Genomic DNA, 21,052 nt, shown 5'->3' with positions numbered 1-21,052 from the left:
ACTTACTCACAAAATCAAGGATGGAATCTCATGGCCAACAATGGTCGCCGGTCGGTCAAGCAGAAGAAGGGCCCCACCACCGGAACCGGTGGCCACGGCCGCAAGGCCCTGGAAGGCAAGGGTCCCACGCCCAAGGCGGAGGAACGCACCTACCACAAGGCATACAAGAACAAGCAGCTGGCTGAGCGCTCGGCTGCCAAGCGCGGACCGGGCACCCGACCCGGTGGCGCCGGCGCCCGCTCGGGCCCCAAGGGCCGTGCCACTGAAGAGCTGGTGACGGGCCGCAACTCGGTGGTCGAAGCCCTGCGCGCAGGCATCCCGGCCAAGGCCCTGCACGTGGCCATCCGCATTGAGATGGACGACCGCGTCAAGGAATCCCTGAAACTCGCGGCCGAGCGCGGCATCCCGCTGCTCGAAACCGGCAAGGTCGAGCTGGACCGCATGACCGAGGACGCCGTCCATCAGGGCCTCGTGCTGCAGATCCCGCCGTACGAATACGAGGACGCTTACGAGCTCGCCGAGGAAACCCTCGCTAAATGGAAGAAGGGGCACATCTCCAACGCTCCGATCTTCGTGGCGCTGGACGGCATCACCGACCCCCGCAACCTCGGCGCGATCATCCGCTCCGTGTCCGCGTTCAGCGGCCATGGCGTCATCGTTCCCGAGCGTCGCTCCGTGGGTGTCACGGCGTCCGCCTGGAAGACCAGCGCCGGTGCCGCTGTCCGCGTTCCCGTTGCCCGTGCCGCGAACCTCAACAACGCGCTCAAGCAGTTCAAGAACATGGGCATTTACGTCCTTGGCTTGGACGGCGACGGCGACGTCTCGCTGCCCGACCTCACGGTTGCAACCGAGCCGGTCTGCATTGTGGTCGGCTCCGAAGGCAAGGGCCTCAGCAGGCTCGTCCGCGAAAACTGCGACCAAATCGTCTCGATCCCCATCGATTCAGCCATGGAGTCGCTCAACGCATCCATGGCCGTCGGTATCTCGCTGTACGAAGTGTCAAGGCAGCGCGCCGCCAAGTAGTCCTCGCTAAGGCGCCGCAAGCACCATCCTCCTCGGATGGCGGTTGCGGCGCCTTTCGCTTGCCTGCACCGATCGCTCTCTCATATCCCTCGGGCTTGAGCCGCACGCTCTAGCATGTCCCTCGGGCTTGAGCCGCACGCTCTAGTGCGCTCGGGCTTGAGATCCTCGGCCTGCGTCCGGAACGCAAACGAACAACGGCGGAATTCACCCGGGGGGACTGCTGGCCGAGGGATGTGCGAGAGGGTTCGCGCGAAGGGCTAGTGATGTGAGAGACGATCAGAGGTCGCGGCGGTTGGCCAGCACCGGGAGCTTCGCCCGGGCTTCTTCCACCACGGCCGGGTCAAGATCGTAGAAAACGAGGCCGGGTTCACCTTCGAGGGCTTCCAACACCTGGCCGAACGGAGACACGACGGCGGAGTACCCCACGCCCGTGGGTGCGGCGCCTTTGACCTCTACTCCTTGGGTAGCCGGGTCTCCCTGGCCGCAGGCAAGCACGAACGTGGTGGTATCCACTGCGCGGGCACGCGCCAGGAGCTGCCACTGATCGGCTTTGCCCGGCCCGGATCCCCATGAAGCGGAAACGATGTTCACCAGGGCTCCGCGCTGGGCGTTGGCCGTGAACAGGGCAGGGAAACGGATGTCGTAGCAGGTGGCCAAACCAAAGGTGAGGCCACCGGCGTCGAACGTTACCGGATCTGTTCCCGCCTCAACGGTGTCCGATTCCGCGAAGCCGAACGCGTCAAAAAGATGAATCTTGTCGTAGCTGGTTTCCACGCCGGGCCCGGTGGCCAAAAGCGTGTTCCGTACGCGCGGTGACCCGGAATCGGAGGGGCTGCCCGGGGTGAACATGCCGGCCACGATCACCAACTGAAGTTCGTCCGCAAGTGATCGCACCTGGCTGGCCCATGGCCCATCAAGTGGTTCGGCGATGTCCAGCAACGAGTTTCCGAACGCCCGCATCATCGCCTCAGGGAAGACCACCAACCCGGCACCCCCGTCCTTGGCCCGGCGGGCGTACTTCTCCAGGAGCCGCAGGTTATCGGCCGGATCCCGGCCGGTGATGACTTGGGCGAGTGCCACACGCACGATAAAACCTCCAGTTGTCTCCGTCCCAGTATGCCAAGCGGACTGGCCCTGGACGGTGGAACGCGACACAATCGGTCCACCCAAACCCGACCGGTTACAGCGAACATGGAGCATCGCAGCACGTGAGCGTCAGATAAAATCCCGCCACCTGCGGGCAAGAAATGAAAAAGCAATGCTGAACGTCGTCACATGGGAGGCCCGCGCGGTACATACTTTGCGTGGAACTAAACTTGCAAGCAATGGTTATGCCTATTTTTGACACAGCAGCTGCCCTGGACGCGTCGCAGCCCAGGCCCCTCGGACTGAGCACGCCCCAGCCCGGAGTTTTCGACGCCGAATCCGGACGTAACCATGCGGTGAATGTGGCCGTATTCGCGCCGGAACTTGAGCGGGTGGAGGTGGTGTTCCAAACTCCAGGGGAACCTTGGCGCGCGCATATCCTGTCCAACATCCAGGATGGCGTGCATTTCGGCCTCGTGGACGGCATGGCTCCGGGCACCCGCTACGGCTTCCGCGCTGCTCCCGGCGAGGGCGGTCTCCCTCTTTCCATCCCAGCTCTGGATATGGACGACGACGGCCACCAGCCGCTGCTGCTCGATCCCTACGGTCGCGCAGTGGACCAGCGGGGCGAGTTCCTCACGAGCGTGCACGTGCAGACCGGTTTCGATTGGGGTGACGACCGTCCCCCGAGAACGCCTATGCGCACCTCGGTAATCTATGAGGCGCACGTCCGTGGCCAGACAATGCTTCACCCGGACATCCCGGAACATCTCCGCGGCACGTACGCGGGCATGGCGCACCCTGTGATGATTCAGCACCTCAGCGAACTTGGGATCACTGCCGTCCAGCTCCTGCCGATTCATTTCCACCTGGATGAGTCGCACCTCCAGGACCTGGGCATGACCAATTACTGGGGCTACAACACTGCGGCGTTCTTTGCACCGCACGCGGACTACGCCACGGAAGCGGCACGGAATGCCGGTCCCCACGCGGTGCAGGATGAGCTCAAAGGCATGATCAAGCTGCTTCATGCGGCGGGGATCGAGGTCATCCTGGATGTGGTTTACAACCACACGGCCGAAGCAGGGCCCGACGGACCGCCGCTGAGCTTCCGCGGTCTGGCAGAGAAGCGCTACTACCGGCACGACGCCCACGGTCGTTACCTGGACACCACTGGGTGCGGAAACACCTTGGATTTCAGTGATCCCATAGTGGTGGATCTGACCTTGGATTCCTTGCGGTACTGGGTGAACGACTTCCACGTGGACGGGTTCCGCTTCGACCTCGCAGTTACCCTGTGCCGGGACGCGAGCAACACCTTCGATCCCCAGCATCCTTTCCTGAAAGCCATAGCCGAGGACCCGGTACTTTCTGAGGTCAAGCTCATCGCCGAGCCGTGGGATGTTGGCTACGGTGGCTGGCAAACCGGCCGTTTCCCGCAGGGCTGGTCGGATTGGAATGACCACTTCCGCGACGGCGTCCGGAGCTTCTGGTTGTCCGACCGGGCAGCCATCGAGGCCGGCGGCCAGGGTGGCTCGGTGGCGTCTTTGGCTGAGCTCATGGCGGGCTCGGCGAACCTTTTCGCATCGTCTGGCCGCACCCGACTGGCCAGCGTCAACTTCATCACCGCGCATGACGGCTTTACCCTCAAGGACCTGGTCAGCTATGACCGCAAGCACAACGAGGCCAACGGCGAACAGAACCGCGACGGACACGGCGACAACCGAAGCTACAACCATGGTTTCGAGGGCCGCAGCGAGAACGAGGCCATTGTGGCTGCGCGGGCGCTGTCCATCCGCAACCTCATGGCCACGCTCCTGCTTTCCATTGGCGTTCCCATGATCACGGCAGGCGACGAGATCGGCCGCACGCAGCAGGGCAACAACAACGCCTACTGCCAGGACAACCCCACGGCATGGCTGGACTGGAGCCGGACGCAGGAAGCCAACGCCATGTTCAGGACTACCCGTGAACTGGTCCGTCTCCGCCGCTGGTTCCTGCGTCACCAGCCAGAGAGCTTCCCGGGCCAGGCCAATGACTCCAGCCTTCAGTGGTTTGACGATAAAGGCAAAAAGATGACTCCGGCGCGCTGGAATGATCCCAACGTCCGCTCAGTCCAACTCTTGATGGGTCACGAGGACAGTGAGATCCGCGGCTTGATCTCGGTGAACGGAAGTAACCAGGACGTCAAAATGGTCTTGCCGGAGATCCTGAGCGAGTCGGGCATCGGCAAGCGCATGTTTGAGCTGCGATTCACCACCTCCGTGTTGCACGACCGACGGAAAGGCGCGTTGGTGGCCTCGGGCGAGCGGGATATCCTGCAAGCCAACACCATCAACATCTACCGCACATAGCCAACCGATCATCGAGGGGAGCCCACCGGATGAACCGTAACCGCAACAAACTGGTGGCCTTCGCGGGGCTGGTGATCGGCGTCGTCGTGCTGGTGGTCGCCATGGTCGGCGGCGGCTCGCTGACAGCGCCAACCACGACGACGGCGCCTGGCTCGGCCACAGCGTCACCTGCTGCTGCCGGTCCGGCAGCTACCAACCAGTCCAGCACAAACCCGTCCAGCACAAACCCTTCCACGCTGCCCGCAATGAACGCTTCGCAGTTACCCAAGGAAGCGCGCCAAACGCTTGCCCTGATCGCGAAGGGCGGCCCGTACCCTTACGACCGTGACGGCGTGAACTTCGGCAACTTCGAGGGACTGCTGCCCAAGAAGTCGGGTGGTTTCTACAAGGAATACACCGTGCCCACACCGGGGGAGTCAGACCGCGGTGCCCGACGGATCATCGTGGGCAAGGACTCAGCCAAGTACTACACCCCTGACCATTACGAGTCGTTCACGTTCATCGTCGAAGACAAATAGTCGAAGACAAATAGAGGAGCCCATGAAGATCTTTTCCGCAGACACCTGGACGCTCGAAGAGTTGCGAGAGCAGATCTCCGACGCCGGCCGCCGGACCCTCCTGGTGCCGCCCGCAACCACAAAGCAGGCAGTCCTCGAGGTCTTCGGCCAGGTCCTCGATTTCCCCGAGTACTACGGCGTGAACCTCGACGCCCTCAACGACTCCCTGCACGACTACGCCGATGCCCTCTCAGAGGACGACGGAAGCCCAGTGACCATGATCTGGCAGGTCCCCGCGGCCTACCGTACGGACCGTTCCTTCGGAGTAGTCTGCGAAATCCTCCAAGACGCAGAGCGCTACGCCGGCCGGGACCTGGCAGTTATCGCAGTCTTCGAGAATTAGTCGGCCCAGCGGGCCCTAACTGCGCCGGCGTCCTACCCGTATGGGCAGGCGCCCGAAGAGGCAACTTCATTGGCTGGTCTTACGGGCAGCTGAGATGTAATCAGCGTTGGTTCCACATGAGCTATGACTACCGCCGAAATCCGCTTAAGTGGTGCGTTCAACTCAATCGTGACGCGAAACATTGAATATTTCTATAACTACCCCCATTATTTCAAAAGTTTGAAATCAAAAGTGTTGAGCGATATGTTCTTGGCGAGGCACGCTTTCTGCCTCGCCACTTGCGTATTGGGGAACACGCGGAGTTAATTGATGGCCTCAAGTCGCACCAGCCAGATGAGGACCAAGATATGAAAAAAGCTCACACGGGCCGCTGCCGTCGTCGCATTATCCACCGCAGCGCTCTTTGCTGCCAGCCAATCTGCGAATGCCAGTATTTTCTATGACAACAATGACTACGGCGGCGCTACGTACGGAGCCGACAATTCGACTTGGATGGGATCGTTTGACAACGAGGCAAGTTCGGTAAAGAACTTCGGCTACTACGTAACTTGGTGGGAAAACATCAACTACGGCGGCGCTGGATTGGGTAGCGCTAACGATTACAGCGCCTTGGGTTGGTACGTGCCCTTCCTGGGAACGTGGAATGACAACATCAGCAGTTTTCACCGTGGCTAAACATAGCATGCGCTTCGATTAACACTAACTGAGCGCGGTTGTGCTTTGACCTGCCGACTAAAGTTTCGGCAGGTCAAAGTTGCTTTCCGGGGCAGGCCCGGGTACCCAATCGAGGCACAAAAAGAGATTGGACGCGAAAAGTGTCGAAAAGAATTCCTGAACGACGGGCACGCTGGAATAGCTACATCGCTCCCGCTCTTGCCATAGGCGTAGCCCTGGCTATCTCATCTTGTTCCGGAACTCCGGATGCATCAATCACGCCGGATCCATCTGGGAAAGTGAAGCTGGATTATGAGAACTCCCTGATAATTTTCCCAGTTGATGTATATAGAATTTCGGCTAGTGATCGCTCGCAAATTCTCCTTGCGAGAGAAGTCATCATGACTACATGCATGAAGAAATTTGGCTTCATAGATGATCCGAATGCAGCTTATCCAAAGGCGGAAAATCGGAACTTCGGGGTATGGAACGTCGACCGTGTGAGGCAGCACGGCTTCCGGCTTATCGGAGAAGATGGTCCATCGAACCAGAAGCATGATGAGGCAGGCGAGTGGGGGGACACCCGATATAAGTGTCTCGCCAGCGAAAAGAGCAGGATCGAAGAAATCACTCCCCCCGACGATCTGATGAATGGCGGGGCAGCGGCTGAGATCGCGTTGAAAAGCCTCAGCATGGCATCAGAAACTGATGCTTGGAAGGATGCCAAGGACAGCTGGGACAAGTGCATCTCAGCGGCAGGCTTGACGCCGGGGCGGGACGCCGATAAAGCCAAGTGGTCGAGCCAGCAGTCCTTCGACCTGCAGATGAGGGCAGATCAGCAAAACCCGTCGACATCGGATACCGCCGAGGGCATCCGAATCGCTACGGTTGAGGCCGAATGCAATCAAAAAGTCCGGCTAACCCAAACGCTTGGTGATATTCAGGCAAGCTACCAGCTGCCCCTCATCAGACAGAACGAGGCAGTTCTTACTGAACTCAAGAAGAAGAGCCAGAAGTACGTGGACGTCGCTCAGAAGTTCTTGAAAGAGACGCAGTGATCCATAAACAACCTCGGCAGGGGGCGGCAGCCGTCGGCTTATCTCGAATCTCGCGACGGTGGCTTGTCGTCCTGTTGGCAGTCACCGCAGCCATGTCCGCCGGAGTGGGCTTGCTGGCTGGAGGAATCTTTGGTCGTTCAGAGATCATTCGGCCAGAGGACTCGATGGCTGACGTCCCGGTCTATGCAAAGGTTGAGAACCGCATCGTCGATGACCGTCTTGCATTCTCCGGAGTTATAAAATCCGGCCCGGCAGTGCCAATCCAGATCGATCTGGAGGGACAAGAACCGATTGTCGTGCGGCAGACACTTCAGGCTGGGGAGGCGCTAAAGTGGGGCGATCTGGCTGGTGTAGTCTCTGGCAAGCCCTATTTCGTGCTGCCAGGTCCGCTCCCGTTGTATCGTGATCTCTCACTAGGCGATGAGGGAGATGACGTCTCGGCTTTGCAACGGGCGCTGATGCGGGTGGGGTATCTCCTACGAAACTGGTCGCATGGACAGCGCAACCATGGAAGCTGCATCCTCGTTCTTTGCTAGCGAGGGATTCACCTTGAGCAGCGGAAGAAAAACTGCCATGAAAAATCATCAGGTCGAACCTGGTGCTACACCCGAATCCCCTGCACTAGACGACTCGAAAAACCCTGAGGTGACGATCCCGTTCAGGCAACTGTTAGTCCTCCCCGTCGCCAGTACGACCGTCGTCTCCTCTCTGGAGGTAGGGCAGAAGGTTACGGCCGAAAGCCCTCTCGCCAGGTTCCAGGCCGAAGACAACTTCGTCGAGTTCATCGCTGAGGTCCAGCAGGCTGGATTCCTCAAGACTGGGCAGGAAGTCTCTGTCAGGGTCGTTGAGAAGCTAGTGACGGGACGGATAACTTCAGTAGGCCCATTCACGGATGTGGGGAATGGCCAGCGTGCGGGACATGCCGTGATGGTGGAGCCTACGAACAAGGCAGATCTTGCCCTATTGACTCCCAACCTAAGCGTCACTGTGGCTGGCCAGGGTACTGCGGAGCAGGCCCTCGCTGTACCGATATCTGGCATTCGACAGGATGCCGAAGGGACCTACGTTCTTAGAAGCTCGCCGGACGATAGAGCTTCGAAGGTGTCTGCTACGCGTGTCCCTGTTACGGTTCTTCGGTCAGGGGGAGGTTTCGCCGCAGTCTCCGGCGACCTCGCCCAAGGAGACGAGGTCCAAATATCGTGACGGTTCTACGATCTAAGCGACTAGCTGGTACAGCGGAATCTACGGACTCAGATGACGCATTGGCCATCAGCCTGCAGAGAGTTTCCCGCACCTTTCCCGGCGCCGAGGCCCCGGCTCTATTGGACGTCTCACTGGCTATTGAGTGCGGTGAGTTCGTTTCCATTGTGGGCCCTTCCGGCTCTGGGAAATCGACACTTTTGAACATCATGGGCTTGTTGGATAGAGCAAGCTCGGGGAGTGTCGCTATTCGTGGGCAAGCCGTCGAAACCGCATCGGAACGAAGCCATGACACGGTGCGGCTACATCGGATTGGGTTCGTTTTCCAGTCCGCGAACGTCATCGGTGACGACAGTGTGATCAGTAACGCAGCAATCGGATTGCGTGTCCAAGGCGTGCCGATGGATGAACGGGCCGTAGCTGCCTTGGAGGCGCTGGAGTTCGTTGGGCTGGTGCATAAGCGCAAGGTCCAAGCGAAGCTCCTCTCAGGCGGTGAGCGACAACGACTTGCCATAGCACGAGCGATTGCGACGCACCCGCAGATCATCCTTGCCGACGAACCGACAGGCAATCTTGATTCCAACAACAGCAGTCGGGTCATCGAATACCTTCGGAAGCTCAACTCCGGAGGCGTCACAGTGATCATCATCACCCACGATTTGGATGTGGCGAATCAAACAGATCGCCAGATTGAAATCCGGGACGGTCGAATCAGCCGTGATGTCCGGGACAATTCTCAAATAAGACGGAATCTTATGGTCCCGTCCGCCCCAGAGGCTCCCGATGCATCAAGCCAGCAGACTTGGGTATCCCGCATCGCGCGCTCCCTACTGGATGATTGGGGCGATGCATTTACCGCCCTCTCCGCCCGTGCTCTCCGAACGATGCTTCTTATCACCGCATTCGCGATTGCTATTGGCGGGATGACGGGTGCCCTTGGCATCAGTTCGACCACTTCGAATGCCATAAATAATCGGCTGGCAATCGCGTCACAGGATCGGCTGTCCATCTCCGTCGGAGGCGGACCTGCTGTGCTTCGAGACGATTTCGATGGACTTCGTTCCGGGGTAGATCGAATCGCCAACCTTCCTCATGTAGTTGGCGCATCCTATGTGTACTCAGCTGTACCGGCAGACGTACGTATTACGCGAGTTGGACCCACCGACCTGGAACCCGAAACACCTTTGTCACTTCATTCCTCCTCGAAGACCTACTTCAATGACTTCGAAATGCAGCTAATTCCCCACAACAGCCGAAGTGCCCTCGGCGATTCAGGAGCGGGTCCTCTCGCTGTAGTCTCGACCAAGGCAGCAATTGCGCTCGACGTCCCGTACAGCAAGCAAACCGGACCGTCGGCAGGGGCGAGCATTTGGATCGATGACCGACTTGTATCGGTTGTTGGCGTATTCGACCCCGGCTCAAATTTTCCTGAGTACACTAACTCCGTATTCGTGGATGCCAGTGTCATGAGTGCTGTCTCCAGAGCAGAACTAAAAATTCAAGTTCGAACCGAAAAGGGCTCCCCGCTGCGATCGCGCGAGTAGCTCCGCTGGCATACTCGCCGAGCGACCCAGGGCAGGCAAGAGTAGACGTCACGGCCGATATTCAGTCGATCAGGCAGGGTGTCTCAAATGATCTAGGGTCACTCATCGCATTGCTATCCCTTGTCCTGATGCTCCTGGCTGTCATCACGGCGGCGTCCGCGATGTACCTGACCGTTCAGAACCGATCGGAGGAGATAGCGCTGCGACGAGCGATCGGTTCAAGTCGATGGCTAATTTGCCGCTCCTTTATCTTGGAGGGCTTAATCGTGGGAATTACAGCAGGTTCACTCGGCGGCATTATCGGAAACTTGACCACGCTTTGTGTCTCTTGGATCCAGACCTGGCCGCCCGTGTTGCCCCCAGAGCTTTGGCTGGTTGGACTCTTCCTCGGGGCGGCCACCGGCATTCTAAGCGCCATATACCCTGCATGGGTCGCCAGTCGTAAAGATCCCGCTATTGCCATTCGCGGCTAGAGAATGAGGGTGAAAAGGAGTCATGCTGCCCTGAGATAGGCCAACGTCGCTGGCCCGCTGTTCCGTCGTTGTACAACGACGGAACAGCGGGCCAGGAACGTTCATGCGCCCAACGGGCGGACAACGGGCTTAGGCGTTCGCGATCAACCCCAGCTCAGCTTTGGAAGCCAGCGCGGAGTGCTTCGGGAACACGCGGACGGTATAGCCGAAGGACCCTGAGCGGTTGATCACCAGGGAGCCGCTGAACAGGTGGCGTCCGCCGCCGAGGTCTTCCAGGGAGTCCAGTTCGGCTACCACGATGTCCTCGAGCTCGTCGGAGTCCTCGGCGCGGCCGAAGGCCACTTCCACGGAAACGTCGTCCGGGGTGAGGTTGTTGAGGGCCACATAGGCGTTCACTTGTAGCGAGTCGCCTACCTGGGGTTCCTCGGAGACGCCCACGGAGTCAACGTGCTCCACCACTACCTCGGGCCACGAATTCCGGACCTTGGTGGTCCAGGCGGCGAGTTCTTTGGCTTCCTTGAAGGACTCGGCAACGGCGCGTCGCCCGGACACAGCGGCCGGGCAGTAGAGGTTGTTGACGTAGTCGTGGAGCATGCGTTCAGCCGAAACGGCGGGACCCAGGTTAGCCAGGGTGTGCTTGATCATGGACACCCAGTGGGTGGGCACGGTTTCACGGCTGGATTCGGACGGGCCCGCTGCTCCGGCGCCTTGGGCCACGGTGGTGCCATAGAAGCGCGGTGCTACCTGGGTCTCCAGCAGCTCGTAAAGAGCTGAGGCCTCGATGTCGTCGCGTTCCTCGGAGGTTGCGTTGTTGTTGGCCGTTGGGATTGCCCAGCCGTTTTCGCCGTCGTACATCTCGTCCCACCAACCGTCCAGGACGGAGAGGTTGAGCGAGCCGTTGATGGCGGCCTTCATGCCGGAGGTGCCGCACGCTTCCAGCGGGCGGAGCGGGTTGTTGAGCCAAACGTCGCAGCCGGGGAACAGAGTCCGTGCCATGGCGATGTCGTAGTTGGGCAGGAACACGATCCTGTGCCGGACCTGGGGATCGTCCGTGAACTTAACCAGGTCTTGGATCATTTTCTTGCCGGCATCGTCTGCGGGGTGCGACTTGCCTGCGATGACCAGCTGGATGGGGTGTTTGGGATCCAGCAGCAGGGCCTTCAAACGTGCGGGGTCGCGCAGCATGAGCGTGAGCCGCTTGTACGTGGGTACACGGCGTGCGAATCCGATGGTAAGGACGTCGGGGTCCAGCACGGAGTCGGTCCAGCCGAGTTCAGCATCGGCAGCGCCGCGCTTCTTCCAGGAGGCCCGGAGCCGGCGTCGAACGTCTTCGATGAGTTGGGCGCGAAGGTCGCGACGGAGGGCCCAGACGTCTTCGTCGCTGACGTTGTAGGCCAGGTCCCAGCGTCCCAGTGCTTCGGCTTCCGCGCCGAACTGGGTCCGTGCCAGGGACGAGATGCGGGGGTCCACCCATGTAGGAACGTGGACGCCGTTGGTAACGGAGGTGATGGGAATTTCGGCGTGGTCGAACCCCGGCCAGAGGCCTGAGAACATTTCGCGGGACACCACGCCATGGAGCTTGGCCACACCGTTGGCTCGCTGCGCCAGGCGCAAGCCCATCACTGCCATGTTGAACACGGAAGGGTTGCCGCCGTCGAAGTTTTCGCGGCCGAGTTCAAGGATCCGTTCGGTGGGCACGGCAGGCGCCAGCCCGGCCTCGAAGAAGTGCTTGATCTGCACAGTCTCGAAGCGGTCAATGCCGGCGGGCACGGGAGTGTGCGTCGTGAAGACGGTGGACGCACGGCCGGCGGCGAGGGCTTCGTCCCAACTGAGGGGCTCGTTGGGATCGGACATCGCTTCCTGGATGCGCTCGATCCCCAGGAAACCTGCGTGGCCCTCATTGGTGTGGAACACCTCCGGCGCTGGTGTGCCGGTGAGCTCCTGGTAGACGCGCAGCGCTTTGACCCCGCCCATGCCCAGGAGGAGTTCCTGCTGGAGCCGGTGGTCGCCTCCACCGCCGTACAGGCGGTCGGTGATGCCGCGCGCAGCTTCGTCGTTGGAGGGGACGTTGGAGTCCAGCAGCAGCAGCGGAACACGTCCGACGTCGGCACGCCACACGTGCGCGTGGAGCTCGCGGCCGTTGGGCAGCGGCAGGGAAATGTGGACCGGCTTGCCTTGGGCGCCGTCCTTGGCCGGATGACGGAGCAGCGTCAGCGGCAGGCCGTCGGGGTCCAGAACAGGGTAGGTTTCCTGCTGCCAGGCATCGCGGGAGAGCGACTGCTTGAAGTATCCGGCCTGGTACAGGAGTCCGACGCCGATCAGCGGCACGCCGAGGTCCGAGGCGGCTTTGAGGTGGTCGCCGGCGAGTATGCCGAGGCCGCCGGAGTACTGGGGCAGAACCTCAGTGATGCCGAATTCGGGGGAGAAGTACGCGATGCAGGCCGGGGCGTCTTCGCCGAGGCCTTGGTACCAGCGTGGTTCGCTGAGATAGCGGTCCAGGTCTGCTGCGGCGTCCTGGACACGATTTACCAGCTCGCCGTCATTGGCCAGGTCCTGCAACTGTTCGCGGCTGATCGATCCCAGCAGGGCTATGGGGTCGTGCTGTGATTCCTCCCAGAGAGCCGGATTGAGGCTCGCAAAAAGTTCCCGTGTGGGCCGGTGCCAGGACCAGCGCAAATTGGTGGCCAAACGGGCCAGGGGCCTGATGGGCTCGGGGAGGACGGTACGGACTGTAAACCTTCGAATAGCCTTCACGAGCGCCACACTAACGGACTCACATCGCAGCCGGAACTGGATTGGGTTTCTTTTAGGTAAAAGTCATCTTGCGTCGAGGAGATAGGTCGTGTGCTTAGCATTCTGTGATTTTTGTCGCTAACGTCGTGGTTGTGACGAAAACCGCGCGAACCATCACAGCTCTGAAATCCAAGACGACTACGGACATCACCGAGGGACTTCGCTTCGGCCGGTTCCCCATCACGGCCGTGCAGCCGGTAGTTGAGGGTGGCCGTTTCCCGGCGAAGGCCTTGCCGGGCGAGGACCTCGTTGTCGGCGCCACGGTCTTCCGTGAAGGCCATGACCAGCTCGGCGTCTCCGCTGTGCTGCTCGATCCCAGGGGCAAGGAGCGTCAGCGCGTCCGCCTGACCCCGGCCCAGGGGGAGCAGTGGAAGGGCCTTGACCGCTGGGAAGGCCTGATCACGCCCACCGGCACCGGTGCCTGGTCCTTCGTGATTGAGGCCTGGCATGACCGCTACGGCACGTGGCACCACAACGCCGAGGTCAAGGTAGGTGCCGGCATTGACGTGGAGTTGATGCTCGCCGAGGGCGCTGCCCTCCTCGCCGAGGCAGCCGACGACGCCGGGCGCAGCGCTACGGAGAAGCGCACCCTGCGTGCCGCTTCCGTCGTGCTGGCCGACACCACCAAGACAGCCGAGGAGCGCCTTGGCGCCGGTTTCAGCCCGGAGGTGTTGGCCGCCGTCGGGCGCGTTCCGATCCGCGAACTGGTGACCGTTTCCGAAGGTTTCCCGCTGCAGGTGGAACGCGACCTCGCGGGCCGCGGCTCCTGGTATGAGTTCTTCCCCCGCTCAGAGGGTGCCGTGCTGGATCACTCCACCGGTGTGTGGACCTCGGGCAACTTCCGTACAGCGGCCAAGAGGCTCGACGCCGTGGCGGAGATGGGCTTCGACATCATCTACCTGCCACCCATCCACCCGATCGGCTACCAGCACCGCAAGGGCCGCAACAACACCTTGACGCCGGGTCCGCAGGATCCGGGTTCGCCGTGGGCCATTGGTTCCAAGGACGGTGGACATGACGCCATCCACCCTGAATTGGGTACGTTTGAGGACTTTGATGCGTTCGTGGCGCGTGCCAACGAGTTGGGACTCGAAGTCGCCCTTGACCTCGCCCTGCAGGCAGCCCCGGACCACCCCTGGGTGACCTCGAACCCGGAATGGTTCACCACCCGCGTGGACGGCTCCATTGCTTACGCCGAGAACCCGCCGAAGAAGTACCAGGACATTTATCCCCTGAACTTCGACAATGACCCGGCCGGACTTTCCAAGGAAATCCTGCGGATCGTGCAGCTGTGGATCAGCCACGGCGTCAAGGTTTTCCGCGTGGACAATCCCCACACCAAGCCTGTGTGGTTCTGGGAATGGCTGATCGGCAAGATCAACAAGAAGAACCCCGAGGTCGTCTTCCTGGCGGAAGCCTTCACACGCCCGCCGATGATGCATGCTCTGGGCCGCGCAGGATTCCAGCAGTCCTACACTTACTTCACCTGGCGGAACACCAAGACCGAGTTGGAGCAGTACTTCCACGAGGTCAGCCACGAGACAGCGGCATTCTTCCGGCCGAACTTCTTCGTGAACACTCCGGACATCCTTACCGAGTACCTGCAGTACGGAGGACCGGCCGCGTTCCGCATCCGGGCCGTTTTGGCCGCTACGGCAAGCCCGCTGTGGGGTGTCTACGCCGGCTATGAGTTGTACGAGCACGTGGCCCGCCCGGGCGCCGAGGAGTACATCGACAACGAAAAGTACGAGTACAAGGCGAGGGACTGGGAAGGTGCGGCCGAGTCAGGGCGCACCTTGGCGCCGTACATCACCCGGCTCAATACCATCCGGAAGAACCACCTGGCCCTGGGCGATCTGCAGAACCTGACGCTGCACAGCAGCACAGACGACGCCACCATCGTCTACTCCAAGCACAAAACGCTTCCGGACGGCACCAAGGACACCTTGATCATTGTGGTCAACGTGGATCCTCACAGCACCCGCGAAAGCACCGTGTCCCTGAACCTGGAGGCCCTGCAGCTGGACCCCTCGGACTTCAACGAGGACGGCCGGTTCCGGGTGGACGACCTGATCAGCGGCCAGAGCTGGGAATGGGGCGAGCACAACTACGTCCGGCTGGATGCCCATGTTGAACCCGCACACATCCTGAGCATCCGGAGGCAGCCTTAGTGAGTTTTTCTCCGCAGAACCCCAGCCAGTACTTCACTCCGAAGAACACCTTCGAGTTGAGCGCCCCAGGTCTCCAGCATGATCCGCACTGGTACCGCAAGGCAGTCTTCTATGAGGTACTGGTGCGGGCCTTTGCGGACGCCAACGGGGATGGTTCCGGCGACTTCCACGGACTGATCGAGAAGCTGGATTACCTCCAGTGGCTCGGTGTCGACTGCCTGTGGTTGCCGCCGTTCTTCCATTCCCCGTTGCGCGATGGCGGTTATGACATCGCCGACTACACGTCCGTGCTGGATGAGTTCGGCACCATCAGCGATTTCAAGCGATTGGTTGCCGAGGCCCACGCCCGCGGTGTCCGGGTGATCATCGACCTCCCGTTGAACCACACCTCGGACCAGCATCCGTGGTTCCAGGAGTCGCGAAAGGATCCAACGGGTCCCTACGGCGATTTCTATGTGTGGAGCGATACGGACGAGAAGTACCAGGACGCGCGCATCATCTTCGTTGACACCGAAGAATCCAACTGGACGTTCGATCCCATCCGCCGGCAGTTCTTCTGGCACCGCTTTTTCAGCCACCAGCCGGACTTGAATTTCGAGAACCCCAAGGTGATCGAGGCCCTCTATGACGTGGTCCGGTTCTGGCTGGACCAGGGCATCGACGGTTTCCGCGCGGACGCCATTCCCTATCTGTTCGAAGAGGACGGCACCAACTGCGAGAACCTGCCGGCCACGCACACCTTCCTGCAGGACCTCCGGCGGATGGTGGACTCCAACTATCCCGGCAGGGTGATCATTGCCGAGGCAAACCAGCCTCCGCATGAAGTGGTGGAGTACTTCGGCACCGAGGAAGCCCCGGAATGCCACATGGCCTTCCACTTCCCCATCATGCCGCGGCTGTACTACGCCCTCCGGGACCAGAAGGCTGCACCGATCATCGAGACCCTGCGGAACACCCCGGAGATCCCCAAGGGGGCGCAGTGGGGGACCTTCCTGAGGAACCACGACGAATTGACGTTGGAGATGGTGCCCGCGGAAGAACGTGCCGCCATGCTCGGTTGGTACGCCCCGGACCCCCGAATGCGGGCCAACATCGGTATCCGCCGACGTTTGGCTCCGCTGCTGGATAACTCCCGCTCCGAGATCGAACTCATCAACGCGTTGCTGCTGTCGCTGCCGGGAAGCCCCTTCCTGTACTACGGGGACGAGATCGGCATGGGAGACAACATCTGGCTCGATGACCGCGATGCCGTCCGAACCCCGATGCAGTGGAACCCGGACCGCAACGCAGGTTTCTCCGGGGCAGATCCGGGCAAGCTCTACCTTCCGGTCATACAGTCGCTGGTTTACAACTACAGCATGGCCAACGTTGAGGCTGAGGCTGCACACTCGGGTTCCCTGCTGCGCTGGACCCGCCAGATCCTCAGCGTCAGGAAGAACCACCCGGTGTTTGGCTTGGGCGGCTTCCGGCATATCGAGGCAGACCATGAGGTGGTCCTGGCCTACGTGCGGGAACTGCCGCCGGGCAACACGGAAGGGGAGGACGCAGAGACGATTCTGTGCGTCTTCAACCTCTCCCAGCACCCTGTGGCGGCCACCTTGGACGTTCCTGAGTTTGCAGGCCGTGGCCTGCGAGATATTTTCGGCGGCCAGCCTTTTCCGGCGGTCGGCGATAACGGTCACTTGACCGTGATGCTGGGCAGCCACAGCTTCTATTGGCTGCGGGTCCGCTCGGCATTTTCTAATCCCTCGTCGCCTTTTACCCAGGCGATTCCCGTGGTGACCTCCAAAGGATGAGATGAGCAAGGAAAACTTGAACCCCTCCATTGAAGGACTTCTCCGGAACTGGCTGCCAGGCAAGCGCTGGTTTCCGGTCAAGAGCCCCGACTTTGCCCTGGAGCAGGTGGGCGGCTTCAGGCTGCCGGATACCGGCGGGGACGCCGGGCTGGAAGTGGTGCTGTTCGCGGTGACCCACAGAACCGTCGACGGCGGTTCACGGACCGACGTCGTCCAGGTTCCTTTGAGTTACCGGAGCCAGCCCCTGGCAGAGGCTCCCACGGCGTTGCTTGGTGAGTTAACGGATCCTGATCTTGGGCTGCGGCTTGTGTACGACGCCGTGTTCGACCCGGACTTCGTCACCGCATGGATGGACCTTATGCGCAGCGAAGCAACCTTGGCTGCCCAAGGAACTGCGGGCGGTGCTCAGGGGCACCTCACGCGTGGCCGTGTTGCGCTTCCGAAAAATCCCACCTCCGTAAAGGTCTTGTCCGGCGAGCAGTCCAACACGTCCGTCATCGTGGACGACGGCGACTCCGCAGCGATCCTAAAAATCTTCCGCGTGCTCGCCGCCGGCAAGAACCCCGAAGTGGAGCTTGGTGCCGCCCTGACGGCAGCGGGGACCAGCGAGGTTCCCGCGACGCTCGGCTGGATTACCGGCTCGTGGGACGTGCCGGCGTCGAACGGTTCCACAACGGCCACCGGTGAGCTGACCGTCGCCCACGAATTCCTCGCCGGAGGGATGGACGCCTGGCGCCTGGCGGTAGAGGCAGCGGCAGCCGGCAAGGATTTCACGGCGGAAGCGCGCGGGCTCGGCGCTGCTACTGCCACGGTTCACGCCAGGCTCGCAGAAACGTTCGGCACCCACGACGGACAGGAACAGGGGCCGGACATCATCGCGACTGTGGCCCGGCGCGTCCGCGGCTCCTGGGCGGAAGCCTCCTCCGCCGTCGGGCCCTATGACGACAATTTGGAGGAGTTACTGGCAGCCCTGGATCCCGGGGACGTGGGCCAGCTGCAACGTGTCCATGGCGACCTGCATCTGGGACAGATCCTGTTGGTGCCCGGCGCGGAGGGGCAGCCGGGACGGTGGGCCATCCTCGACTTCGAGGGCGAGCCGCTCCGGACAATCGACGAACGGAATACTCCTGATCTTCCCCTTCGGGATGTCACGGGCATGCTGCGCTCCTTCGACTATGCAGCAGGTGCCGCCACGCGGGAAAACGTAGCGGCAGCCGTCAGAGTGCCCGAAACCTGGGTAGATGATTGTGCTGCAGCGTTCCTTGAGGGCTACAGCCGAGTCACCCCGGGAACCATAGACCGCCGCTCGCCGCTCTTTGTGGCATTGTGGCTGGACAAGGCCTTATACGAGGTTGTTTACGAGCTGCGGAACCGGCCCGACTGGCTGTCGATACCGGTAAACGCATCGCGACGAATCCTCGACAACACAAGCCGCGGCAAGCATGCGGCAGCTACAGCGGAAGGTAATGACATGACTGGCTCAGCACGCACCGAACGGCCCCGAGTTCCCCTGCACGTGGACTCCGAGACCTTGGAACGCGTGGCGGCCGCGGCTTACCACGCACCACACTCAGTCCTTGGCGCGCACTTGGACGATCATGGCCACGTCACTATCCGAACAGTGAAACACCTCGCGAAGTCCGTGGTTGTGGTGACCGAAGCCGGGCGCACGGAAATGACCCATGAAGCCCACGGTATCTGGGCCGCGGTCTTGGAACCGCTGCAGGCCGGCCACGTGCCGGATTACCGTTTGGAAGTGGTGTACGACGCCGAACCCGTCACCATCGATGACCCGTACCACTACCTGCCTACCGTGGGTGAGGTGGACCTGCACCTGATCGGCGAAGGCCGCCACGAGCGCCTCTGGGATGTCCTTGGCGCGCACGTCCAGCACTACCGCTCCGCATTGAGTGATGTGGACGGTGTCTCCTTCGCCGTCTGGGCCCCGAATGCCCAAGCCGTGCGCCTGAAGGGCGACTTCAACGGCTGGGACGGACGTTCCCACGGAATGCGTTCCCTCGGCTCCTCGGGTGTGTGGGAACTTTTCATCCCGGGCGTTGTAGCAGGGGCGTGCTACAAATACGAGATCCTGACGAAGGCTGGTCACTGGATTGAAAAGGCGGACCCGTTGGCCTTTGGGACCGAAGTTCCGCCGCTGACCGCCTCGCGTGTGGTGGACGCCAGCTACCGGTTCAAGGACGAAGAATGGATGACTGAGCGCGCCCGGAAGGACCCGCACAACTCACCCATGAGCGTTTACGAAGTCCACCTGGGCTCCTGGCGCCTTGGCCTTGGCTACAAGGAACTCGCCAAGGAACTGGTGGACTACGTGAAGTGGCTTGGGTTCTCCCACGTGGAGTTCATGCCCGTGGCGGAGCACCCCTTCGGCGGTTCGTGGGGCTACCAGGTAACGTCCTACTTTGCGCCGACCTCGCGCTTCGGACACCCGGACGAGTTCCGGTTCCTGGTTGATTCACTGCACCAGGCCGGCATCGGTGTGCTCCTCGACTGGGTCCCGGCACACTTCCCCAAAGACTCTTGGGCGCTGGCGCAGTTCGACGGCCAGCCGCTCTACGAGCACTCGGACCCGGCCCTGGGCGAACACCCCGACTGGGGAACCCTGATCTTCGACTTCGGGCGCAGTGAGGTCCGCAACTTCCTGGTGGCCAACGCGCTGTACTGGTTGGAGGAATTCCACATCGACGGCCTGCGCGTGGATGCCGTGGCTTCGATGATCTACTTGGACTACTCCCGTGAAGAAGGACACTGGAGGCCCAACAAGTTCGGTGGCCGCGAAAACCTCGAAGCTATTTCCTTCATGCAGGAAGTCAACGCAACCGTTTACAAGTCCCACCCGGGCGCCATCATCATCGCCGAGGAATCCACGGCTTTCCCGGGTGTCACGGCGCCCACCAACCATGGTGGGCTGGGCTTCGGGCTCAAGTGGAACATGGGCTGGATGCACGACTCGCTCAAGTACATTTCGGAAGACCCCATCAACCGCAAGTGGCACCACGGCACCATCACGTTCTCCATGGTCTACGCCTTCACCGAGAACTTCCTTCTGCCCATCAGCCATGACGAGGTAGTGCATGGCAAAGGCTCCATGTTGCGCAAGATGCCCGGTGACCGCTGGCAGCAGTTGGCCAACCTTCGTGCATTCTTTGCCTACCAGTGGGCGCACCCGGGGAAGCAGCTCATCTTCATGGGTACGGAGTTTGGCCAGGAAGCAGAATGGTCCGAGCAGTACGGACTGGATTGGTACCTCGCCGATATCCCTGCACACCGCGGACTGCAGCTCTTGGTCAAGGACCTCAATGAGCTCTACACGTCCACGCCTGCCCTTTACCAGCGGGACAACGAAGCCGGCGGCTTCCAGTGGATCAATGGTGCAGATGCCGATCACAACGTTCTGACTTTCATCCGCTGGGACCAGGAAGGCAAGCCCTTGGTTTGTGCAGTGAACTTCTCGGGCGGCCCGCACAAGGACTACATCCTGGGTGTTCCGGCAGCAGGGGAGTGGACCGAAGTCCTGAACACCGACTCGGAATCGTATGGTGGCTCGGGAGTTGTCAACGCCGGAGCCTTGAAGGCATCCACGCCCGGGACAGATGGCCAGCCTGCGGCCTTGACCGTCACGCTTCCTCCGCTTGGTGCTTCCTGGTTCGCGCCGGCTGAGTAGGTTCTTCAGTCCGAAGAGGGTCCGGAGCCTTGGCTTCGGGCCCTCTTCGCTGCGTTGCATGGGACGGTTCGCCCCGTGTTTCCGGGGTTTGGGCCTGCAAGAGAGGTGTGTCGCTACCGGGTTTTGCCATCTCTGCGAAGTAGGGGTATAGTTAGTACCCGCGCTGGTCCCCGAGTGGAGATCGCCGAGCAGACAAGATGCCGCAAGGAAAAATCAAGTCCTGCTTGCCGATTTGACTCAGAGAGATCCAGCCGGTAACTTTGAAAAGTTGCTCCGGAGCGATCCAGGCCCCTTGTGGGGGTTTGGTGGTGCCGGGTG

General features: G+C 61.2%; 15 protein-coding genes. 13 read left to right on the top strand and 2 right to left on the bottom strand.

The genetic code is table 11. The features are described from left to right. Positions 1–30: 30 nt before the first annotated feature. Positions 31–1,023 carry a 23S rRNA (guanosine(2251)-2'-O)-methyltransferase RlmB gene (gene rlmB / locus ACLRGI_RS13375; RefSeq protein ID WP_419202134.1) on the top strand — a complete coding sequence of 331 codons (993 nt, stop codon included), beginning with the start codon at positions 31–33 and terminating at the stop codon, positions 1,021–1,023. A gap of 276 nt (positions 1,024–1,299) precedes the next feature. Here the strand turns inward: rlmB and ACLRGI_RS13370 are convergent, their stop codons facing one another. Further along, positions 1,300–2,109 carry a carbon-nitrogen hydrolase family protein gene (locus ACLRGI_RS13370; RefSeq protein ID WP_419202133.1) on the bottom strand — a complete coding sequence of 270 codons (810 nt, stop codon included), beginning with the start codon at positions 2,107–2,109 and terminating at the stop codon, positions 1,300–1,302. Between the two features lie 239 nt (positions 2,110–2,348). Here ACLRGI_RS13370 and glgX point away from each other — a divergent pair, with 239 nt between their 5' ends. From glgX to ACLRGI_RS13325, 9 genes are all read left to right on the top strand, one after another. After that, positions 2,349–4,463, top strand: coding sequence for a glycogen debranching protein GlgX (glgX, locus tag ACLRGI_RS13365; protein WP_419202132.1), 2,115 nt, complete (start codon positions 2,349–2,351; stop codon positions 4,461–4,463). A 29-nt stretch (positions 4,464–4,492) separates the two neighbouring features. Then, positions 4,493–4,981, top strand: coding sequence for a guanyl-specific ribonuclease (locus ACLRGI_RS13360; RefSeq protein ID WP_419202131.1), 489 nt, complete (start codon positions 4,493–4,495; stop codon positions 4,979–4,981). Between the two features lie 22 nt (positions 4,982–5,003). Beyond that, entirely contained in the window at positions 5,004–5,363 is a 360-nt protein-coding gene (locus ACLRGI_RS13355) for a barstar family protein (protein WP_419202130.1), read from the top strand. Positions 5,364–5,855: 492 nt separating this feature from the next. Beyond that, on the top strand, positions 5,856–6,038 hold the full coding sequence (locus tag ACLRGI_RS13350) for a hypothetical protein (protein ID WP_419202129.1): 183 nt from the start codon (positions 5,856–5,858) through the stop codon (positions 6,036–6,038). Between the two features lie 140 nt (positions 6,039–6,178). Further along, positions 6,179–7,075 carry a hypothetical protein gene (locus tag ACLRGI_RS13345; protein WP_419202128.1) on the top strand — a complete coding sequence of 299 codons (897 nt, stop codon included), beginning with the start codon at positions 6,179–6,181 and terminating at the stop codon, positions 7,073–7,075. Continuing rightward, positions 7,072–7,611 carry a peptidoglycan-binding domain-containing protein gene (locus ACLRGI_RS13340; RefSeq protein ID WP_419202127.1) on the top strand — a complete coding sequence of 180 codons (540 nt, stop codon included), beginning with the start codon at positions 7,072–7,074 and terminating at the stop codon, positions 7,609–7,611. Before ACLRGI_RS13345 ends, ACLRGI_RS13340 begins: the two co-directional genes overlap by 4 nt. Then, positions 7,568–8,278, top strand: a complete 711-nt coding sequence (locus ACLRGI_RS13335; protein WP_419202126.1) for an efflux RND transporter periplasmic adaptor subunit — start codon at positions 7,568–7,570, stop codon at positions 8,276–8,278. The genes ACLRGI_RS13340 and ACLRGI_RS13335 overlap by 44 nt, the downstream gene beginning before the upstream one ends. A gap of 59 nt (positions 8,279–8,337) precedes the next feature. Then, positions 8,338–9,819: an ABC transporter ATP-binding protein/permease gene (locus ACLRGI_RS13330; RefSeq protein WP_419202125.1), complete on the top strand. Its 1,482-nt coding sequence runs from the start codon at positions 8,338–8,340 to the stop codon at positions 9,817–9,819. 110 nt (positions 9,820–9,929) lie between these two features. Continuing rightward, positions 9,930–10,292, top strand: coding sequence for an ABC transporter permease (locus tag ACLRGI_RS13325; protein ID WP_419202124.1), 363 nt, complete (start codon positions 9,930–9,932; stop codon positions 10,290–10,292). Positions 10,293–10,421: 129 nt separating this feature from the next. Here the strand turns inward: ACLRGI_RS13325 and glgP are convergent, their stop codons facing one another. Continuing rightward, positions 10,422–13,046: an alpha-glucan family phosphorylase gene (gene glgP, locus ACLRGI_RS13320; protein WP_419202123.1), complete on the bottom strand. Its 2,625-nt coding sequence runs from the start codon at positions 13,044–13,046 to the stop codon at positions 10,422–10,424. A 125-nt stretch (positions 13,047–13,171) separates the two neighbouring features. Between glgP and ACLRGI_RS13315 the strand changes: the two genes are divergently transcribed. Genes ACLRGI_RS13315 through ACLRGI_RS13305 form a run of 3 tightly spaced genes read left to right on the top strand, consistent with a single transcriptional unit; the run spans position 13,172 to position 20,734 of the window. Then, a complete protein-coding gene (locus ACLRGI_RS13315) occupies positions 13,172–15,256 on the top strand; it encodes an alpha-1,4-glucan--maltose-1-phosphate maltosyltransferase (RefSeq protein ID WP_419202201.1) in 2,085 nt (694 codons plus the stop codon). Beyond that, positions 15,256–17,052 (top strand): maltose alpha-D-glucosyltransferase, encoded by a 1,797-nt coding sequence (treS, locus tag ACLRGI_RS13310; protein WP_419202122.1) that lies wholly within the window; start codon positions 15,256–15,258, stop codon positions 17,050–17,052. Before ACLRGI_RS13315 ends, treS begins: the two co-directional genes overlap by 1 nt. 1 nt (position 17,053) lies before the next feature. After that, positions 17,054–20,734 (top strand): 1,4-alpha-glucan branching enzyme, encoded by a 3,681-nt coding sequence (locus ACLRGI_RS13305; RefSeq protein ID WP_419202121.1) that lies wholly within the window; start codon positions 17,054–17,056, stop codon positions 20,732–20,734. Positions 20,735–21,052 lie beyond the last annotated feature (318 nt).

This window comes from Paenarthrobacter sp. PPS72, assembly GCF_048537125.1.
GTDB classification, from domain to species: Bacteria; Actinomycetota; Actinomycetes; order Actinomycetales; family Micrococcaceae; genus Arthrobacter; species Arthrobacter nitroguajacolicus_E.
The sequence above is the reverse complement of the archived record's forward strand: the minus strand, read 5'-3'. Positions and strand labels throughout refer to the sequence as shown.

Excerpts from the sequence above, each read along its gene's own strand:
- rlmB (WP_419202134.1), top strand. The coding sequence starts at position 31 with ATGGCCAACAATGGTCGCCGGTCGGTCAAGCAGAAGAAGGGCCCCACC.
- glgX (WP_419202132.1), top strand. The coding sequence starts at position 2,349 with ATGGTTATGCCTATTTTTGACACAGCAGCTGCCCTGGACGCGTCGCAG.
- ACLRGI_RS13360 (WP_419202131.1), top strand. The coding sequence starts at position 4,493 with ATGAACCGTAACCGCAACAAACTGGTGGCCTTCGCGGGGCTGGTGATC.
- ACLRGI_RS13355 (WP_419202130.1), top strand. The coding sequence starts at position 5,004 with ATGAAGATCTTTTCCGCAGACACCTGGACGCTCGAAGAGTTGCGAGAG.
- ACLRGI_RS13350 (WP_419202129.1), top strand. The coding sequence starts at position 5,856 with ATGGGATCGTTTGACAACGAGGCAAGTTCGGTAAAGAACTTCGGCTAC.
- ACLRGI_RS13335 (WP_419202126.1), top strand. The coding sequence starts at position 7,568 with ATGGACAGCGCAACCATGGAAGCTGCATCCTCGTTCTTTGCTAGCGAG.
- ACLRGI_RS13305 (WP_419202121.1), top strand. The coding sequence starts at position 17,054 with ATGAGCAAGGAAAACTTGAACCCCTCCATTGAAGGACTTCTCCGGAAC.